The organism is Ornithinimicrobium flavum (genome assembly GCF_004526345.1).
Taxonomy (GTDB): Bacteria; Actinomycetota; Actinomycetes; order Actinomycetales; family Dermatophilaceae; genus Ornithinicoccus; species Ornithinicoccus flavus.
This window is the reverse complement of the sequence record NZ_CP038213.1, coordinates 3,086,032-3,102,493: the sequence shown is the minus strand read 5'-3', so window position 1 is coordinate 3,102,493 and position 16,462 is coordinate 3,086,032. Positions and strand designations below refer to the sequence as shown.

Annotated in this window: 19 protein-coding genes and 1 pseudogene; 11 read left to right on the top strand and 9 right to left on the bottom strand. The window is 74.5% G+C overall.

Translation table 11 applies throughout. From position 1 onward, the window contains the following. Positions 1-139 precede the first annotated feature (139 nt). From E3Z34_RS19935 to E3Z34_RS14590, 5 genes are all read right to left on the bottom strand, one after another. Complete coding sequence (locus E3Z34_RS19935) at positions 140-1,174, bottom strand: metalloregulator ArsR/SmtB family transcription factor (RefSeq protein WP_158288701.1); 1,035 nt, start codon at positions 1,172-1,174, stop codon at positions 140-142. A gap of 63 nt (positions 1,175-1,237) precedes the next feature. Further along, positions 1,238-2,212: an NUDIX hydrolase gene (locus E3Z34_RS14600; protein ID WP_238695206.1), complete on the bottom strand. Its 975-nt coding sequence runs from the start codon at positions 2,210-2,212 to the stop codon at positions 1,238-1,240. After that, positions 2,209-2,547 (bottom strand): GNAT family N-acetyltransferase, encoded by a 339-nt coding sequence (locus E3Z34_RS18315; protein ID WP_202976965.1) that lies wholly within the window; start codon positions 2,545-2,547, stop codon positions 2,209-2,211. The genes E3Z34_RS14600 and E3Z34_RS18315 overlap by 4 nt, the downstream gene beginning before the upstream one ends. Before the next feature lie 34 nt (positions 2,548-2,581). Continuing rightward, positions 2,582-3,217 (bottom strand): GNAT family N-acetyltransferase, encoded by a 636-nt coding sequence (locus tag E3Z34_RS18310; protein WP_202976964.1) that lies wholly within the window; start codon positions 3,215-3,217, stop codon positions 2,582-2,584. A 23-nt stretch (positions 3,218-3,240) separates the two neighbouring features. After that, a complete protein-coding gene (locus E3Z34_RS14590; RefSeq protein WP_134774190.1) occupies positions 3,241-3,951 on the bottom strand; it encodes a winged helix-turn-helix transcriptional regulator in 711 nt (236 codons plus the stop codon). A gap of 55 nt (positions 3,952-4,006) precedes the next feature. Between E3Z34_RS14590 and E3Z34_RS14585 the strand changes: the two genes are divergently transcribed. Both E3Z34_RS14585 and E3Z34_RS14580 read left to right on the top strand, forming a co-directional pair. Next, positions 4,007-4,792, top strand: a complete 786-nt coding sequence (locus E3Z34_RS14585; protein WP_134774189.1) for a hypothetical protein — start codon at positions 4,007-4,009, stop codon at positions 4,790-4,792. A gap of 50 nt (positions 4,793-4,842) precedes the next feature. Then, positions 4,843-5,313, top strand: a complete 471-nt coding sequence (locus E3Z34_RS14580) for a heme-binding beta-barrel domain-containing protein (protein WP_134774928.1) — start codon at positions 4,843-4,845, stop codon at positions 5,311-5,313. Positions 5,314-5,324: 11 nt separating this feature from the next. Here E3Z34_RS14580 and E3Z34_RS14575 read toward each other — a convergent pair whose 3' ends face one another. Then, positions 5,325-6,578 (bottom strand): LCP family protein, encoded by a 1,254-nt coding sequence (locus tag E3Z34_RS14575; RefSeq protein ID WP_134774188.1) that lies wholly within the window; start codon positions 6,576-6,578, stop codon positions 5,325-5,327. Positions 6,579-6,696: 118 nt separating this feature from the next. Between E3Z34_RS14575 and ygfZ the strand changes: the two genes are divergently transcribed. The 6 genes from ygfZ (at position 6,697) to E3Z34_RS14545 (ending at position 10,911) form a co-directional block, all read left to right on the top strand. Next, positions 6,697-7,755 carry a CAF17-like 4Fe-4S cluster assembly/insertion protein YgfZ gene (gene ygfZ, locus E3Z34_RS14570; RefSeq protein ID WP_134774187.1) on the top strand — a complete coding sequence of 353 codons (1,059 nt, stop codon included), beginning with the start codon at positions 6,697-6,699 and terminating at the stop codon, positions 7,753-7,755. A gap of 56 nt (positions 7,756-7,811) precedes the next feature. Continuing rightward, positions 7,812-8,654 (top strand): beta-keto acid cleavage family enzyme, encoded by an 843-nt coding sequence (locus tag E3Z34_RS14565; protein WP_134774186.1) that lies wholly within the window; start codon positions 7,812-7,814, stop codon positions 8,652-8,654. After that, positions 8,651-9,655: an asparaginase gene (locus tag E3Z34_RS14560; RefSeq protein ID WP_134774185.1), complete on the top strand. Its 1,005-nt coding sequence runs from the start codon at positions 8,651-8,653 to the stop codon at positions 9,653-9,655. Before E3Z34_RS14565 ends, E3Z34_RS14560 begins: the two co-directional genes overlap by 4 nt. 2 nt (positions 9,656-9,657) lie before the next feature. Continuing rightward, on the top strand, positions 9,658-10,083 hold the full coding sequence (dtd, locus tag E3Z34_RS14555; protein ID WP_134774184.1) for a D-aminoacyl-tRNA deacylase: 426 nt from the start codon (positions 9,658-9,660) through the stop codon (positions 10,081-10,083). A 19-nt stretch (positions 10,084-10,102) separates the two neighbouring features. Next, positions 10,103-10,432 (top strand): DUF2516 family protein, encoded by a 330-nt coding sequence (locus E3Z34_RS14550; RefSeq protein ID WP_134774183.1) that lies wholly within the window; start codon positions 10,103-10,105, stop codon positions 10,430-10,432. 101 nt (positions 10,433-10,533) lie between these two features. Next, on the top strand, positions 10,534-10,911 hold the full coding sequence (locus tag E3Z34_RS14545; protein WP_134774182.1) for a phosphomannose isomerase type II C-terminal cupin domain: 378 nt from the start codon (positions 10,534-10,536) through the stop codon (positions 10,909-10,911). Here E3Z34_RS14545 and E3Z34_RS14540 read toward each other — a convergent pair. After that, positions 10,896-11,751: pseudogene (locus tag E3Z34_RS14540) on the bottom strand (class I SAM-dependent methyltransferase). The gene E3Z34_RS14545 and the pseudogene E3Z34_RS14540 overlap by 16 nt on opposite strands. On the opposite strand from E3Z34_RS14540, the gene mshA reads away from it, so the two are divergent. From mshA to E3Z34_RS14525, 3 genes are read left to right on the top strand one after another with little or no spacing between them, the layout of a single operon-like run. Then, a complete protein-coding gene (gene mshA / locus E3Z34_RS14535) occupies positions 11,699-13,027 on the top strand; it encodes a D-inositol-3-phosphate glycosyltransferase (RefSeq protein WP_238695205.1) in 1,329 nt (442 codons plus the stop codon). The pseudogene E3Z34_RS14540 and the gene mshA overlap by 53 nt on opposite strands. After that, positions 13,024-13,587, top strand: coding sequence for a YbjN domain-containing protein (locus E3Z34_RS14530; protein WP_134774181.1), 564 nt, complete (start codon positions 13,024-13,026; stop codon positions 13,585-13,587). The genes mshA and E3Z34_RS14530 overlap by 4 nt, the downstream gene beginning before the upstream one ends. Continuing rightward, positions 13,584-14,336, top strand: coding sequence for a phosphoglyceromutase (locus tag E3Z34_RS14525; protein ID WP_134774180.1), 753 nt, complete (start codon positions 13,584-13,586; stop codon positions 14,334-14,336). Before E3Z34_RS14530 ends, E3Z34_RS14525 begins: the two co-directional genes overlap by 4 nt. Positions 14,337-14,342: 6 nt before the next feature. Here the strand turns inward: E3Z34_RS14525 and E3Z34_RS14520 are convergent, their stop codons facing one another. Then, positions 14,343-15,023: a response regulator transcription factor gene (locus tag E3Z34_RS14520; protein ID WP_134774179.1), complete on the bottom strand. Its 681-nt coding sequence runs from the start codon at positions 15,021-15,023 to the stop codon at positions 14,343-14,345. After that, entirely contained in the window at positions 15,020-16,315 is a 1,296-nt protein-coding gene (locus tag E3Z34_RS14515; protein ID WP_134774178.1) for a sensor histidine kinase, read from the bottom strand. Before E3Z34_RS14515 ends, E3Z34_RS14520 begins: the two co-directional genes overlap by 4 nt. Positions 16,316-16,462 lie beyond the last annotated feature (147 nt).

Genomic DNA, 16,462 nt, shown 5'->3' with positions numbered 1-16,462 from the left:
GTCTCTACCGTGTGCCGGGCCGCGGCAGCCCCGGGCTCCAACATTCGCCGCCACGAGCGGCCCCGCGCCGAGAGGCGCTCCCGGCCCGGCACACACAATCCTCTGGCTGTGCGGTCGCCGCCGAGCTGAAGGGTCCCCCTCAGCCCTGCGCAGGCACGTAGAACGAGGTCGTCGCCTCCGCGCCGGCGTCGGCCGTCTCCGCGTCCGCCCCGGCCGCCCGGTGCGCAAGGCCCCACTGCCGTGCCGCGGCGACGTTGAACTCCATCACCGCTGGGTCGGCCGCGATCTCGTCCGGCGTCCCGCTGAGCCGCTCACCCGCCAGGTGCAGGGCCAGGCCGAGCAGCGCGCCGTCCCAGCCGACGCCGACCGCGCCCGGCCCGAACTGGTCCCACATCTCCGGCGGCACCTGCGCCCGGTGCTCTAGGTCCAACCGCGTGCCGGTGTCGCTCGCCGTGAGCCGGACCTCCACCAACGAGGTGTCCGCCGGCCCCGGCTCGCCCATCTCCCAGGTGACCACCAGCCGCGTCGGCCCCTCGCACTCCCGCACGACGCCGCCGGCGTTACCCTCGAACTGGTAGCGCCCACCCGGCCGCAGGTCACCGCTCACGGGCAGGAACCACCGCGATAGCCGCTCGGCGTCCGTCAGCGCGTCCCAGACCTCCTCGACGGTCGCGGCATATGTCCGCGAGAGGGAGATCACCCGGGCCGCCCCGGCCGGCACCTGCCCGTCCGCCACCCGCCGCTGCACCATCGTGAGCTCCTCCATCAGGTCCTTCATGCCATCCTCCTGGTCTCGTGCGCGGCGGACGCCGCGTCGTCTGTCGGTGGTCTCTGTCGAGCGGGTATGGCGTGCCGCGCGCCGCCCACGGGCCAGCTCGGTCCCGAGGGCGTCGAGCCGCTGCGACCAGAAGCCGCGCAGGTCGGCCAGCCAGCGCTCGGCCTCGGCGAGCGGCTCGCCGCGCAGGATGTAGATCCGCCGGGTGCCCTCGGTGCGCACGCTGACCAGGCCCGCGTCGCGCAGCACCCTCAGGTGCTGGGAGACCGCCGGCTGGCTGATCCCGAACTCCTCGCGCGCCAGGCTCACCAGGCCCCCGGCCGTCAGCTCGCCGCAGGAGGCCAGGTGCTCGAGCAGCCTCCGGCGGACCGGGTCGCCCAGCACGTCGAAGGTCTCCATGCCCGGCATCATGCCCAGCAGCCCTTAATAAGTCAATGCTTATATATGTCGTCGCCGGTCGGGCTACGCAGAGGTCTCCCGCCCCTCACCGCGAGGTCGGTGCCGCTCGACGGCCACGACGCGGGCGTCGGCGCCGGCACCGAGCATGGTGCACACGAGGATCTCCCCCTTGTCCATCGGTGCGTCCCGCAACCGCATGAGCATGCGACGGTCGCCGACGTCGAGATCCACGCCGGGGACCTCGCCCAACCGCTGGAGCAGCCGGGGCAGCAGGGGTCCGTGGGTGCAGATCACCGCCGGGTCACCCGCCGCCAGCACGCGGGCGAGATGCTTGTCGACCTTCGTCGGGTCGACCGCGAAACCCTCCTCCGACAGGCCCTTCTTGCACGCCACCGGCACCTGCGCGGGCTCGCTCCAGGGGCGCAGGGTGTCCGTGCACCGCACGGCCGGGCTGCTGAGCGCCGTGGTGGGGGCGTAGGCCTGGGTGAGCTGGCGCATGCGGCCCTCGGCGCGTCGCCGACCGGCGCGGCTGAGGGGACGCCGGGCGTCCGGTCCGTCCCAGTCCCCGCGGGGCACCGAGTGGGCGTGCCGCACCAGCAGCAGCGGCCAGCTGCGCAACCGCCCCGCGGTATGCAGCTCCACCACGGTGTCCAGCAGCGCCCGGTCGTGGTCGTAGCTGAGCCGGCGGGCGGCGAGCGTGGGCGAGAGCCAGGCGACCTCGTCGACCTCGTGCTCCAGCCGCCCGTGGCCCCCGACGACCTCCGCCACCCAGTAGCGCACCAGCTTGACCTGCCCGTTGCTCTGCAGCGGGTAGCGGACGTCCGGGAGCGGACGCCCGAGCCGGACCTGCAGGCCGGTCTCCTCGAACGTCTCCCGGACGGCGGCGACCGCGAAGTGCTCACCGTGGTCGAGCTTGCCCTTCGGCCAGGACCAGTCGTCGTACTTGGGCCGGTGGACGAGGGCGACCTGCAGCGCACCGTCGCGCCACCGCACGGGGACGACCCCGGCCGCCCGGACCATGCGATCGTCCGGGCTCACGCCTCCGCGGCTCCGGCGGCATACATGACGTCGATCGCCGACCGCTCGAAGCCGAGCCGGTGGTAGGTGGCGATGGCCGCCGGGTTGTCCCCGTCGACGTAGAGGTGCGCGGTGCTCACCCCGACGGCCCGCAGGTGCTGCAGGCCGAGCAGGGTGACGGCCGTGCCGAGGCCCCGGCCCTGGTAGTCCGGGTCGACGCCCACGACGTAGACCTCGCCGGTGGAGCGGTCGTCGGGTTCCACCTTGGTCCAGTGGAAGGCGGCGATCCGGGGGTTGCCGTCGACGTCGCGCCGGTGCGGTCCTCGACGATGAGGAAGCCGTGCGGGTCGAACCACGGCTCGGCCCGGCGCTCTGCGAGGTCCGTCAGCGTCATCCGTCCCTGCTCGGCGTGGCCGGCGAAGGCGCGGGCGTTGACGGCGAGCCAGGCCTCCTCGTCGTGGCCGACCCGGAAGGGGCGCACCGCCAGGCCCTCGGGCAGCTCCACGTCGTGGTCGGGCAGGTCGGCCCACTCGCCGGCCAGCGGCCGGACATCTGCCACAGCTCGCGGACCACGCTGAGCTGGCGCGAGGTGTAGAGGCGCCGTGCGTCCTGCAGGTCGCCGTGCGACCACAGCCGCACCCCGGGCCAGCGTCGGAGCACGTGGTCCAGGAGCATCCCCCCGACCCCCTGCCGGCGCCGGGAGGGGTCGACGACCAGCTCGGCGGACGGGGCGGAGGGGTCACTGGCGTCGACGTGGCCGTAGGCCAGCACCGGCCCGGTGGGGGCGGCCGCCGACCCGGGCAGGCCGGCCCCGGCGCCGGCGGGGTCCTCGGCGACGACGACCAGGTGGGTGCTGGTGCCCACCAGCTCCTCCTGCGGCAGCCGGCGCGCCTGCAGGACGGTCTGCTCGGACAGCGGTCGCACGCCGTCGTGCTGGGCGGCCCGGTGGGCCAGGGCCAGGACGTCGCCGGACAGCGCTCCGGGCAGCGCGGGGAGCTCCTCGATGACGGGCCTCGTGCCGGACATAGAGCGACAGTGTGGCACGGCCCTCAGCGGTCCGCGCCCCGTGGTCCGTCGAAGCGGTAGCCGACCCCCCGGATGGTCCCGATGAGCGACTCCCGCTCGGAGCCGAGCTTGGCCCGGAGCCGGCGGATGTGGACGTCGACGGTCCGGGTGCCGCCGTAGTAGTCGGAGCCCCACACCTCCTGCAGCAGGGTGTCGCGGGTCACCACCCGCCCCGGGTGGGCCACCAGGTAGCGCAGCAGCTCGAACTCCTTGTAGGTCAGGTCGAGCGTCCGACCTCCGGCCCGCACCGTCCAGCTGGCCTCGTCGACGACGACGTCGGCCACCCGGATCGTGCTCGGCTCCCGGACGGCGGGCGCCGGTGGTGGTGCGGGGGAGGACCGGGGGCCTCGCGTCAGGGCCAGGCGCAGACGGGCGGCCAGCTCCGCGGGGCCGGTGACGGTGAGCACGAGGTCGTCCATCGGCCAGTGCTCGTCCACCACACCCAGCCCTCCCTCGGCGAGCACCAGCAGCACGGGGCAGCCCAGGTCCATCGCCGCCAGCGTGCGCAGGATGCCGCGGGCCTGGACCAGGTCGCGGCTCGCGTCCACCAGGACCAGGTCGGGGGTGCGGGCGATCAGGGCGGCGGGGTCGAGCCCCAGGACGGTGACCCGGTGCGGCAGCAGGGCGAGGCCGGGCACGACCGAGCCCGCCGACGGGTCGGCGGGGTCGGGGGTCAGCAGCACCACGTCGGCCACGCCCACAGGATAGGAGAGTCGCGCCGGTCCCACGGCGGTGCGGCAGGATGGGGGGATGTCGAGCACCACCGGTCGGCCGCGGCGCAGCACCGCCCTGGCCGTGACCCTGGGCGTGTGGGGGGTGGCCCTGCTGCTCGGGGTCGCGGCGGCCGCCTCGCCGCTGGGCCTGGTGGCGGCGCTGACGCTGTGCGTCGGGGTGGTGTCGTGGGGCTGGGCCGGGATGCTCGCGCTGCCCACACCGCGCGGCACGGTGGGGGTCGTGCTGCTCGGGGGGCTGGCGCTCGTGCTCGCGGTGGCGGTGCAGGAGGACCGTCCGTGGCTGCTGTGGGTCCCCGTCGCCCTGTCCGCGGCCATGATCGCCGCGTTCGTCCACCAGGTCTTCCGCAAGGACGGCCGCCCGCGGGTGGTGGAGTCGGTCAGCTCGGTGGTGCTGGCGGTGGGCCTGCTCACGTGCGGGGTCCTCCTCGTCCCGGCCAGCCGCAGCGTGGAGGGTCTCGCCCTGGTCCTCACCGCCCTGGCCGCGGCCGTGGCCAGCGCCGGGACCGACCTGCTGGCAGCCGTGCCCCGGTTGCGGCCCTGGCTGACGCCGCTGGCGATGGCCTCCGGCGGCGTCGCGGCCCTGCTGCTCGCGGTGGTGATGGACGCGCCCCCGGCGACCTGGCTGCTGCTGGGCGTCGCGAGCGGCGGGTTGAGCCACGCCCTGCGCGCCGTCCTGGGGCCGCTGCCGACCCTGGCCCATCCGCGCCCCCGCCTGGTGACGGCCGTGGTGTCGGTCCTGGTCGTCGGAGTGGTGCCCTACCTGGTGGCGCTCGCCTTCCTGCCGGAGGCGCTGGGAGCCTGACCCCGTCCCCGTACGATGGGCCCGTGCCGCCTCTCGAGCTCGACCCGACCATGCACCCCGACTGCGCCCCCCTGGCCTGGATGCTCGGCTCCTGGGCCGGTGCCGGCGTCGTCGGCTACCCGTCCATCGAGTCCCGCAACTTCGGCCAGGAGATCGAAGTCACCCACGACGGTCGTCCTTTCCTCATGTGGTCCTCCCGCGCCTGGCTGCTGGACGAGCACGGCAACAAGGACAGGCTGGGGGCCGTCGAGACCGGTTTCTGGCGCCCGCAGCCCGGCGGGGACGTCGAGCTGCTGCTCACCCACCCGACGGGGATCGTGGAGATGTACTACGGCACCACCGGCCCCGCGAAGGTGGAGGTCCGCACCGACGGGGTCATCCGCAGCCCGCACGCGAAGGAGTACTCCGCCGCCCACCGGATGTACGGCTACGTCGGCGGCAACATGATGTGGGTGATGGACATGGCCGCCACCGGCCACCCTCTCCAGTCGCACGTGTCGGCCGAGCTCAAGCGGGTCTGAGCCCCCGGCGCTCAGCCGCCGAAGCCCACCCGGGGAGACACGTCGTCCACGTAGGACTCCATCGTGTCCGTCTGCAGGTGCTGGGCCAGACGCGCCATCTGCGCGTCGGCCATGAGCACGATCGACCCGGCCACCGGGTGCATGTCGATGCCGTTCCACGGACCCTGCCAGAAGTGGATGCCGTCGCCGCGCACGCCCCGCATCGAGAAGGCGAGGTCCCGCATGGCACCCACCTCCAGGTCCGCGTCGACCGTGAGGTTGGTGGACGCCGCGTCGACGAAGCTCGCCAGCCGGGCGGGGTTGGTGAGGGTCTCGCGGGACAGCGCCTTGTTCATCAGGCCCTTGATGAACTGCATCTGCCGCTCACCGCGGGAGATGTCGCCCTGGGACAGGGAGTAGCGCTCGCGGACGAAACGCAGCCCCTGCTCGCCGTTCATGTGCTGCAGGCCGGTCGAGAAACCGCCCCCGGCCTCGGTGACCATGACCTCGACGCCGCCGACGGCGTCGGTCATCGCCCGGAAGCTGTCGAAGTCGACGATGACGACGTGGTCGATCGGCACCCCGATGAGGGGCTGGAGGGTCTGCAGGAGCAGCGGCGCCCCGCCGTAGGAGTAGGCGGCGTTGATCTTGGAGGACCCGCCGGTGCCGGCGATCGGCACGAAGAGGTCGCGGGGGAAGTGGACGAGGTCGACCCGGTCGCGCTCGTCGCTGACGTGCATGAGCACGATGACGTCGGACCGGCCGCGCTCCACGGACAGGTCCCGGCTGTCGGTGCCGATGATGAGGAAGTTGAGGGCGTCGCCGGCCGACGGGCTGCGCTCGGGGTTGGTCGCGACCACCTCGACCCCGGCGACGTCCAGCTCCTGCCCGTCCGGACCCACGATCGGGGCGACCTCCTCCTCACCCTCGTCCCCGAGGTCCCCCTCGCCCTCGCCGACGCCCTCACCGTCGGAGGACGCGTCCCCCTCGCCGTTCCCCTGCTCGCCCCCTGAGGCGTCACCGGTCACCGTGGTCGGGTCGCCCGGCTGTCGCGCACCGTAGACGTCGGGGGAGATGGTGATCCGGGCGTTCTCGGTGGGCCGCAGGTCGGCCTGCTCGATGTTGCCCTCGACCGTGCGCTGGAGGTAGAAGAGGTAGCCGGCGATGGTCAGCACGCCCAGGAGGGCGAGCACCCCGACGGCTGCGGCGAGCGCGCGCAGCGGACGCCTCCGCCGCCGGCCGCCCCGGGCGTCGCGGCGGCGGTCCACGTCCTGCTCGTACCCCATACCGGGATCCTATGCGCCGGTCCTGACAGTCCGCTGACGTGCGGCACGTGGTCCGGAGGACCGGAGCGGGGCGGTTACGGTGGAGGGGCACCCGTCCACCACCGGAGGAGCCCGTCCCATGAGCGTCCTGCTGCAGCGTCCCGGCGCGGTCGAGGGCACCGGCCCGGACGCCGGGGTCGCCGCCCACTACGGCCACCCCTCCCGCGAGCAGCGGCTGCTGGCGGAGGGGCTGGCGGTCGTCGACCTCTCCCACCGGGGGGTGGTGACGGTCACCGGGCCGGACCGCCTGTCCTGGCTGCACTCCCTGACGACCCAGCACCTGCTCGCCCTGGCTCCCGGAGCCGGGGTAGAGACTCTCGTCCTGAGCCCCAAGGGGCACGTCGAGCACGCCCTGCACGTCGTCGACGACGGGGAGACCACGTGGGTGACGACCGAGCCGGGTGCGGCGGCCGCGGTCACCGGCTGGCTCGACTCCATGCGGTTCATGCTCCGGGTCGAGGTCACGGACGTCTCGCCGGAGCACGCCGTCCTCGGGGAGCCGGTCGCCCGGCCCGGGGCGGCCGGGGAGCCGCCGACCTGGGTCGACCCGTGGCCCGGTCCCGTGGGGGACACCTTCTGCTACGGCCCGCAGGGGCAGGACCACCCGGCCGCGGGTCGTGCCTGGCGCGAGCTGATCGTCCCGCGCGGCCGCCTCGAGGCCGCCGTCGGCGACCGTCCGCTGGCCGGCACCTGGGCCGCCGAGGCCTTGCGCGTGCACGCCTGGCGACCCCGCGCCGGGGTGGACACCGACCACCGGTCCATCCCCCACGAGCTGGACTGGCTGCGGACCGCCGTCCACCTGGACAAGGGCTGCTACCGCGGCCAGGAGACGGTCGCCAGGGTGAAGAACCTCGGTCGCCCGCCCCGTCGCGTCGTCTTCCTGCACCTCGACGGGTCCGGCCACGTCCTGCCCGAGCCGGGCACCGAGCTGGTGCCGGTGGACGGCGGTCGCCCGGTCGGCCGGCTGACCAGCGTCGCGCGCCACCACGAGGACGGCCCGATCGCGCTCGCTCTCGTCAAGTACACGACCGACCCTGGGGCCGTCCTGCTGGCCGGCGACGTCTCGGCCGCGCAGACGCCGATCGTCCCGCCGAGCACCGAGCGTCCCGCCGCGCGGCCACGGATCCCCCGGGCCTGACCCTCCGCCGAGGGCGGCCTGGGGGCACGGTCGGCCCGGCTGGCAGGATCGGCCCCATGTCATCGACGTTGATCACGGTGGCGCCCACCGGCGCCGAGACGGCCAAGGCCGACCTCCCGCAGCTGCCGACCACCCTCGAGGAGCTGGTCGAGACGGCGCAGGCGTGCGAGCGGGCCGGCGCCGGGCTCGTCCACGTCCACGTCCGCGACCCGGAGCGGGACCACGCGCCCACCCTGGACCCGGTCCGGCTGAGGGACACGGTGCAGGCGCTCCGCGAGGCCACCGACCTGGTCGTCCAGCTCTCGACCGGCGGCTCCGTGCACGACCCCCTGGAGTCACGACTCACCGTCCTCGACGCCGAGCCCGACTCGTGCTCCCTCACCTGCGGCACCGTCAACTTCGGCGACGACGTCTTCCTCAACCCCCACGGCTTCATGAGCGACCTCTACGTGCAGGCCCAGGAGAAGGAGGTCGTCCCGGAGTTCGAGATCTTCGAGCTGGGCCACCTCGCGGCCCTGGCCAGGCTGATCGACGCCCACGGGCTCCCCTACGGGGGCAAGGTCCACGTCGACTTCGTCACCGGGGTCCCCGGGGCGATGCCGGGCACGGTGCCGGCCCTGGTCGCCGGCGTCCAGATGCTGCCGCCCGAGGTCACGAGCTGGTCGGCCACCGGCATCGGGCGGGCCCACCTCCCGGTCGCGGCGGCGGCCCTGGCCATGGGGGGCCACCTGCGCGTCGGTATGGAGGACAACGTTCTGTTCGCCCGCGGTCGCCCGGTGCAGCACAACGCCGAGCTGGTCTCCCGCGCCGCCGAGCTCGCCACCACCCTGCAACGGCCGCCGATGTCGACCGCCCAGGCGCGGGAGCTCCTCGGCGTCAAGGAGCGTCGCGCCCGATGACCACGACCAGCCCGCTCGCCGCCGCCCCCGTCGTCGCCGAGGTCGTGCGCAACGACCTCGTCGAGTCGGTCCACCACGGGATCGTCGCCCTCACGGCGGCCGACGGGTCCCTGGACCTCGCCGTCGGCCCGGTCGACGCACCGGTGCTCCCGCGCTCGTCCCTCAAGCCCCTGCAGGCCCTGGCGCTGCTGCGCGCGGGCGCCGACCTCGACGGCGCTCTCCTGGCGCTGACCTGCGCCAGCCACTCCGGGGAGCCCTTCCACCTCGAGGGAAGCCGGCGCATCCTCGCCGCCGCCGGCCTCGGCGAGAGCGCCCTGCAGAACACCCCCGACCTGCCTCTCGACGACGCCGAGCGGACCCGCTGGGTGCGCGAGGGCCTGCCTGCCAGCGCCCTGGGGCAGAACTGCTCGGGCAAGCACGCCGGGATGCTCCTGGCCTGCGTCACCGCCGGGTGGGACACCGCCACCTACCGCGACCCCGGCCATCCCCTCCAGCGCCTCGTCGTCGAGGTCGTGGAGGAGCTGTGCGGCGAGCCCGTGGCCGCCACCACCGTGGACGGCTGCGGCGCGCCGGCGCTCGCGGTGAGCAGCGCCGGCCTGGCCCGCGCCTTCGGCCGGCTGGCCGCGGCGCCGGCGGACACCCCGGAGGGTCGGGTGGCCGCCGCCATGCGGGCGCACCCCGAGATGGTCGGCGGCACCGGCCGGGACAACACCGTGCTCATGCGCGGTGTGCCGGGCCTCATCGCCAAGGACGGCGCCGAGGCCGTCTACGCCGTGGGGCTGGCCGACGGGCGCGGGCTCGCGGTGAAGATCGCCGACGGCCAGCAGCGGGCCCGCGTCGTCGTCACCACCGCCGCCCTGCGGCTGGCCGGCGTCGGCGACCTGGGGGAGGGGGTCGCCGCCACCCTGGACGGTCTGGACGCCGAGGCGGTCGTGCGCGGCCACGGGGAGCCGGTCGGCCGGGTGCGCGCGCTGGACCTTCCGGCGCTGACGCGGGGTTGACGGTGCGGGCGGTCCTGCAGCGGGTGACCAGAGCCCGGGTCACCGTCGAGGGCGAGGTGGTGGGGCGCATCGACCGGCCAGGCCTGGTCGCGCTGGTGGCCGCGACCCACACCGACGGGCCGGAGGACGTCGCCACCATGGCCCGCAAGATCGCCGAGCTGCGGATCCTGAGGGACGAGCAGGGGGTGGCCGACGCGGGCGCACCGGTGCTCGTCGTCAGCCAGTTCACCCTCTACGGCACCACCCGCAAGGGACGGCGGCCGTCCTGGGGCGACGCGGCCCCCGGGGAGGTGGCCGAGCCCCTCGTCGACGCCGTGGTGGCCGCCCTGCGACAGCGGGGGGTCGAGGTCGAGACCGGCCGGTTCGGCGCCATGATGCAGGTGGAGATCGTGGGTGACGGACCCTTCACCGTCCTCGTCGACACCTGAGACCACCTACGCTGGACCCATGCCCGCGATCTACGAGGCCCAGTCCCTGCTCCAGACCGTCGTCGGGGTCAGCATCTTCGCCATGATGCTCTGGGCGCTGGTGGACTGCCTGCGGACCCGGGCCGACGCCTTCCCGGCCGCCGGCAAGCGGTCCAAGCAGTTCTGGCTCATCCTCACCGGGGCGGCCACGGTCGTCGGCTTCATCTTCCTGTTCTCCCCCTTCAACATCTTCAACATCGTCGCGGTCGTCGCGGCGGCGGTCTACCACGTGGACGTCAAGCCCGCGGTGAAGGCCGTGCAGGGCCGGGGCGGCCCGGGCACCTACATGGGCCCCTACGGTCCGTGGTGAGCGAACCCCCTCCGGGTGGCATCATGGTGGGCGCGTCGCCCCGGTAGCAGGGTGCCGGCGGACGCGATCGATCTTTTCCCGTGAGCCAGGAGGGTGGCCCCGTGACCGAGCCGTCGCCGGACCGTGACCGTCGCGAGGCCGTCTTCGTCGAGGAGCGCCCGTGGGGCCGCTTCCGTCAGTTCACCGCCAACGAGCCCACCACCGTGAAGACGATCACGGTCGACCCCGGCCAGCGACTCTCGCTCCAGCGGCACCAGCACCGGGCCGAGCTGTGGCACGTGCTCGCCGGCCCGCTCGACGTCACGGTGGACGGGCGCACCTGGTCGGCCCAAGTCGGGGAGCTGGTGTGGGTGCCGGTGGGGGCCGTGCACCGCATGGGCAACCCCGGCGACCGCGAGGCGGTGGTGCTCGAGCTGGGGTTCGGCCACTTCGACGAGTCCGACATCGAGCGCCTCGAGGACGACTACTCCCGGCGCTGAGCCGGGGCGACGCACGCCCAGTCCACGCTGAGCTCCCCGAGCCGCCACCGCGCCGCCCCGTCCCGCACCGGCCACCCCTGCTCGCGCATCGCCTGCGCCGTCGCGACGAAGCGCTGCCGCGCCCCGAAGGCCGCCAGGGGGGCGTGGCGCGCCCACGCCGCGTCCAGCGCCGTCATCAGCGCGTGCACCGGCTCGCCCAGGACGTTGCGGTGAATGAGCACCTTCGGCAGCCGCTCCGCCACCGCCGACGGCCGGTCCAGCCCGGCGAGCCGCCAGGACAACGTCAGGCTTCGGGGCGCCGGCGCGCCGTCCGTGCCCCGGCGGACGTCCACCCAGGCCGCGAGCCGGCCCAGCTCGTCGCACGTCCCTTCCACCAGCGCACCACCGGGCGTGAGCCGGTCCACCACCTGGGACCACGCCGCGGCCACGTCGTGCTCGGCATACTGCCGCAGCACGTTGAAGGCCCGCACCACCGTCGGCCGTGCCGCCCGCCCGACCCCCGGCAGCGGCACCTCGAAGCCCCCCAGGACGAAGTCCACCCGCGGCGGGTCGGCGACGGCGACCCCGCGCGCAACCCGCTCCGGGTCGATCTCCACCCCCACCACCCGCACGTCCGGGCGCACCCGGGCGAGCCGGTCGGCGAGCTCCAGGACCGTGACGGGGGAGGCGCCGTAACCCAGGTCGACGACCACCGGCGCCGCGTCCGCCGCCCGCAGCAGCGGGGCGAGCGCGAAGGCCGTCCAGCGGTCCACCCGGCGCAGTCGGTTGGGGGTTCGTGGTCCCTCGGGTGACCGTGCCGACGGGGCGTCCCGGGACGCTGCGGGAGGCTCGGCTGGGCACCGGACCAGGGTATGCCGCGTGCCAGACTGGCCGGGTGCGCCGCGTCACGATGGTCTCCCTGCACACCTCCCCCCTGCTGCAGCCGGGCACGGGGGACGCGGGCGGCCTCAACGTCTACGTGGCCCGGACCGCCGAGCAGCTGGCCCGTCGGGGGACCCCGGTCGACGTGCTCACCCGCGCCACGCCGGGCGCGCCGACCGGACCGGTCCCGCTCGAGCCCGGGGTCGACGCGCTGGTGCACCACCTGCCCGCCGGCCCGCCGGGCCTGGCCAAGGAGGACCTGCCGGCCCACCTGAGCCAGTTCTCCGCGGCGCTGGACCAGCACCTGCGCGCCCGACCGGCCGACGTCGTGCACGCCCACTACTGGCTGTCCGGGGTGGCGGCGCTCCCCGTCACGCAGCGGCACCGCATACCCCTGGTCGTCACCATGCACACCGCGGCGCGCGTCAAGAACCGCTCGCTCGCCCCGGGGGACCGCCCCGAGCCACGCGTCCGGGAAGAGGGGGAGGCCGCCCTCGTGGGCGCGGCGGACGCCCTCGTCGCCAACACCGACCAGGAGGCGGGGGCGCTGATGGAGCTCTACGGCGCCGACCCCGGCCGTGTGCGGGTGGTCCACCCCGGGGTCGACCTCGACACCTTCCGGCCGGTGGAGCCGGCGCAGGCGCGGGCCACCCTCGGCGTCGCGCCGGACGCGACCGTGCTGCTCTTCGTGGGACGCGTGCAGCCGCTCAAGGGGCCCGACGTGCTCCTGCGGGCCGCCGCCGACCTGCTCACGCGCGAGCCCGGTCTGCGCGACCGCCTGCAGGTCGTCGTCCTCGGCGGCCTGTCCGGAAGCGGTCACGACCGTCCGCACGAGCTGGAGCGCCTCGCGCGGGAGGAGGGTCTGGCCGACGTCGTGCGGTTCGGTCCGCCGGTGCCGCGCCCGGAGCTCGCGCGGTGGTACGCCGCCGCCGACCTCCTCGCCGTGCCGTCCTACGCCGAGTCGTTCGGGCTGGTGGCCCTCGAGGCCCTGGCGTGCGGCACCCCCGTGGTGGCGGCCCGCGTCGGAGGCCTCCCGGTCGCCGTCGGGGAGGTGGGCGTGCTGGTGGACGGTCACGACCCGGCCCACTGGGCCCAGGCCCTGCAGGAGAGCCTGCACCGGCTGGACGACCCCCGGGCGCGGCAGGCGTGGGCGACCGCGGCGGTCGCGCACGCCCGGGCGTTCTCCTGGGAGCGCACGGTCGAGCAGCTGGAGGAGACCTACGCCGCGGTCCGCCGCGGGAAGGAGCACCGATGACCCCGTCGCCGGACGCGACCGCCGGGCACGAGGGCCGGCTGCGCACCCACCTGGACGCCCTCGGCGTCCCCTGGGAGGCGGGCACCCGCGCGGGCGAGACCGTCGCGACCCTCCCCGGGGAACGCAAGCTGAGGACCCTCGTCTCGCTCCTCGTGGGTGAGCGCGCGCTGGAGCTGCGGGCCTTCGTGGTGCGCAACCCCGACGAGAACCACGAGGCCTTCTACCGCTTCCTCCTGCGCCGCGCGCTGCGGCTGCCCTGGGTGGGGTATGCCGTGGACGGCAGCGGCGACGTCTGGCTCACCGGGCGGGTCCCGCTCGTCGGTCTGGACGAGCAGCTGCTGGACGACCTGCTCGGAGCGGTCCTGGCCGCCTGCGACGAGCCCTTCAACGACCTGCTGCGGCTGGGCTTCTGGACCTCCATCCGTCGGGAGTGGGCCTGGCGCGTCGACCGGGGGGAGAGCACGGCCAACCTGGAGGCCTTCCGGGCCGAGCTGGAGGCCGCCGACGACGGGACGGGGTCGGCAGCCACGGCGGGGCGCCCCGATAGTGTGGGGTCATGAGCGAGGCCGCGCACACCCTGATCCTGCTCCGTCACGGCGAGAGCGACTGGAACCAGAAGAACCTCTTCACCGGCTGGGTCGACGTCGGTCTGACCGAGAAGGGGCACGCCGAGGCACGCCGGGCCGGGGAGCTGCTGACGCAGGAGGGGCTGACCCCCGACGTCGTGCACACCTCGCTGCTGCGGCGCGCCATCACGACCGCCAACACCGCTCTCGACGTCGCCGACCGGCACTGGATCCCGGTGAGGCGCTCCTGGCGGCTCAATGAGCGTCACTACGGCGCGCTGCAGGGGCTCGACAAGGCCGAGACCCGGGCGAAGTACGGCGACGAGCAGTTCATGCTCTGGCGCCGCTCCTTCGACACCCCGCCCCCGCCGATCGAGGACGGCTCGGAGTTCTCCGAGGCCGGCGACCCGCGCTACGCCGACCTCGGCGACCAGCTCCCCCGCACCGAGTGCCTCAAGGACGTCATCGCCCGCATGCTCCCCTGGTGGGACGAGGAGATCGTCCCCGACCTGCGGGCCGGCCGCACGGTCCTCGTGGCCGCCCACGGCAACAGCCTGCGGGCCATGGTCAAGCACCTCGACGGGGTCGGCGACGAAGACATCGTCGGGCTCAACATCCCCACCGGCATCCCGCTGCTCTACCAGCTCGACGAGGACCTGCAGCCGGTCCAGGCCGGCGGCCGCTACCTCGACCCGGAGGCCGCCAAGGACGCGATCCAGGCGGTCGCCAACCAGGGCCGCTAGGTCCGGCTAGGCCTCGAACTTGTAGCCCAGCCCGCGGACGGTGATGATGTGCCGCGGGCTGGAGGGGTCGGGCTCGACCTTGGCCCGCAGCCGCTTGACGTGGACGTCGAGGGTCTTGGTGTCGCCGACGTAGTCGCTGCCCCACACCCGGTCGATGAGCTGGCCTCGGGTGAGCACGCGACCGGTGTTGCGCAGCAGCATCTCCAGCAGCTCGAACTCCTTGAGGGGCAGCGGGACGGGCCGGCCGTCGACGGAGACCGTGTGCCGCTCGACGTCCATGCGCACCGGCCCGGACTCGACGGTCGCGGGCAGCAGCTCCTCGGGCTCGGACAACCGGCGCAGGACCGCCTTGATCCGCGCCAGCAGCTCCCGGCCCGAGTAGGGCTTGGTGACGTAGTCGTCGGCGCCGATCTCCAGACCCACGACCTTGTCCACCTCGGAGTCCTTGGCGGTGAGCATGATGACCGGGACGCTCGAGCGCTGGCGCAGCGCGCGGCACACGTCGACGCCCGACAGGCCGGGGAGCATGAGGTCCAGCAGGACCAGGTCGGCCCCCGTGCGGTCGAACTCGGCGAGGGCGTCGGGGCCGGAGGCGGCGACGGCCACGTCATACCCCTCCTTCTCGAGCAGGTAGGACAACGGGTCCGAGAAGGACTCCTCGTCCTCGACCACCAGGATCCTGGTCATGGGGAGCTCACCTTTCCACGCAGGGGTTCGAGACCGTCGTGCGTCGCCGACGGGACGGGGGAGGAGGCGGGTGCCGGCGCGCCGTCAGGGGGGCCGACCGGGCCGGCCCCCTGCACCCCGCGGTGGGGGGCGGGCGAGCCGACCGGGCGGGGGTCGTCGACCACCGCCGGGAGCCGCAGGGTGAAGGTCGAGCCCTGCCCCTCCTCGCTCCAGACGGTCACCTCACCCCCGTGGTTGGCGCAGATGTGCTTGACGATGGACAGGCCGAGCCCGGTGCCACCGGTGCTGCGCGACCGCGCGGCGTCGACGCGGTAGAAACGCTCGAAGATGCGCTCCTGGTCCGCGGGGGAGATGCCCCGGCCCTGGTCGGTCACCGAGACCTCCACCGTGTCGCCCTCCCGGCGGGTGACCACCGCGACGTGCGTGCCGTCCTCGGAGTAGGAGATCGCGTTGGTCACCAGGTTGCGGATGGCGGTGGTGATGAGCTCGCGGTCGCCGTAGACCCGCAGCTCCTCCGGGGATCCGGTCGGTGTGGCCACCAGCTCGCGCTGCCCGGCGACCAGGCGGGTGTGCTCGACCGCCTCCGCGGCGCACGCGGCCACGTCGACGATGGTCATGTCGGTGAGCAGGTCGCTGGTCTGGAGGCGGGAGAGGTCGACGATCTCGTTCACCAGCCGGGTCAGCCGCTGGGTCTCGGCGGTCATCCGCCTGGCGAACCGGGCGACGGCCGCCGGGTCGTTGGCGGCGTCCGCGACCGCCTCGGCCAGCAGGGCCAGGCCCCCCACCGGTGTCTTCAGCTCGTGGCTCACGTTGACGACGAAGTCGCGGCGGACCTCCTCCACGCGGTGGGCCTGGGTCCGGTCGTCGACGAGGATGAGCACGAGCCCGTCGTCCAGCGGCGCCACCCGGGCGTCCAGCACCATCCGTCCGGCGGTCAGCGGCCCCCGGTAGGAGACCAGCTCCTCCTGCCGGATGGTGCCGTCACCGAGCACCTTGGTCACCACCTCGCGCAGCCGCGGGTGGACGAGCGCGTCACCGCGCACCAGCCCCTGCGCGGTCGCCGTCGCGCTGGCGATCCGGACCCGGCCGCGCCGGTCGACGACGATCCCCGCGGCGCGCAGCACCGAGAGGACGGCCGCGACGCCGGCCGGGACGGGCACCTCGTCGTCGCGGGTCGGCGGGCCGGACGCGGTCGCCGCGGTCGTCGCCGGGCGGCGGGTCCACCACCAGGCCACAGCCACCGTCAGGGCGCCGAGGACCAGTCCCAGCACCCCCGCCGCGAGAGGGGTCATGGGTCCAAGACTAGGCCGCCCGCAGGACCACCCTGTGCACGTGAGGGTCCTGCAGCAGGTCCGTGGTGAGGTGTTCATGCCCAGGTCGTATGTTGTTCACGTCCGTCCGGCAGCCTGCGGACCCGGGTGGTCGTGCGCCGCCCGGCA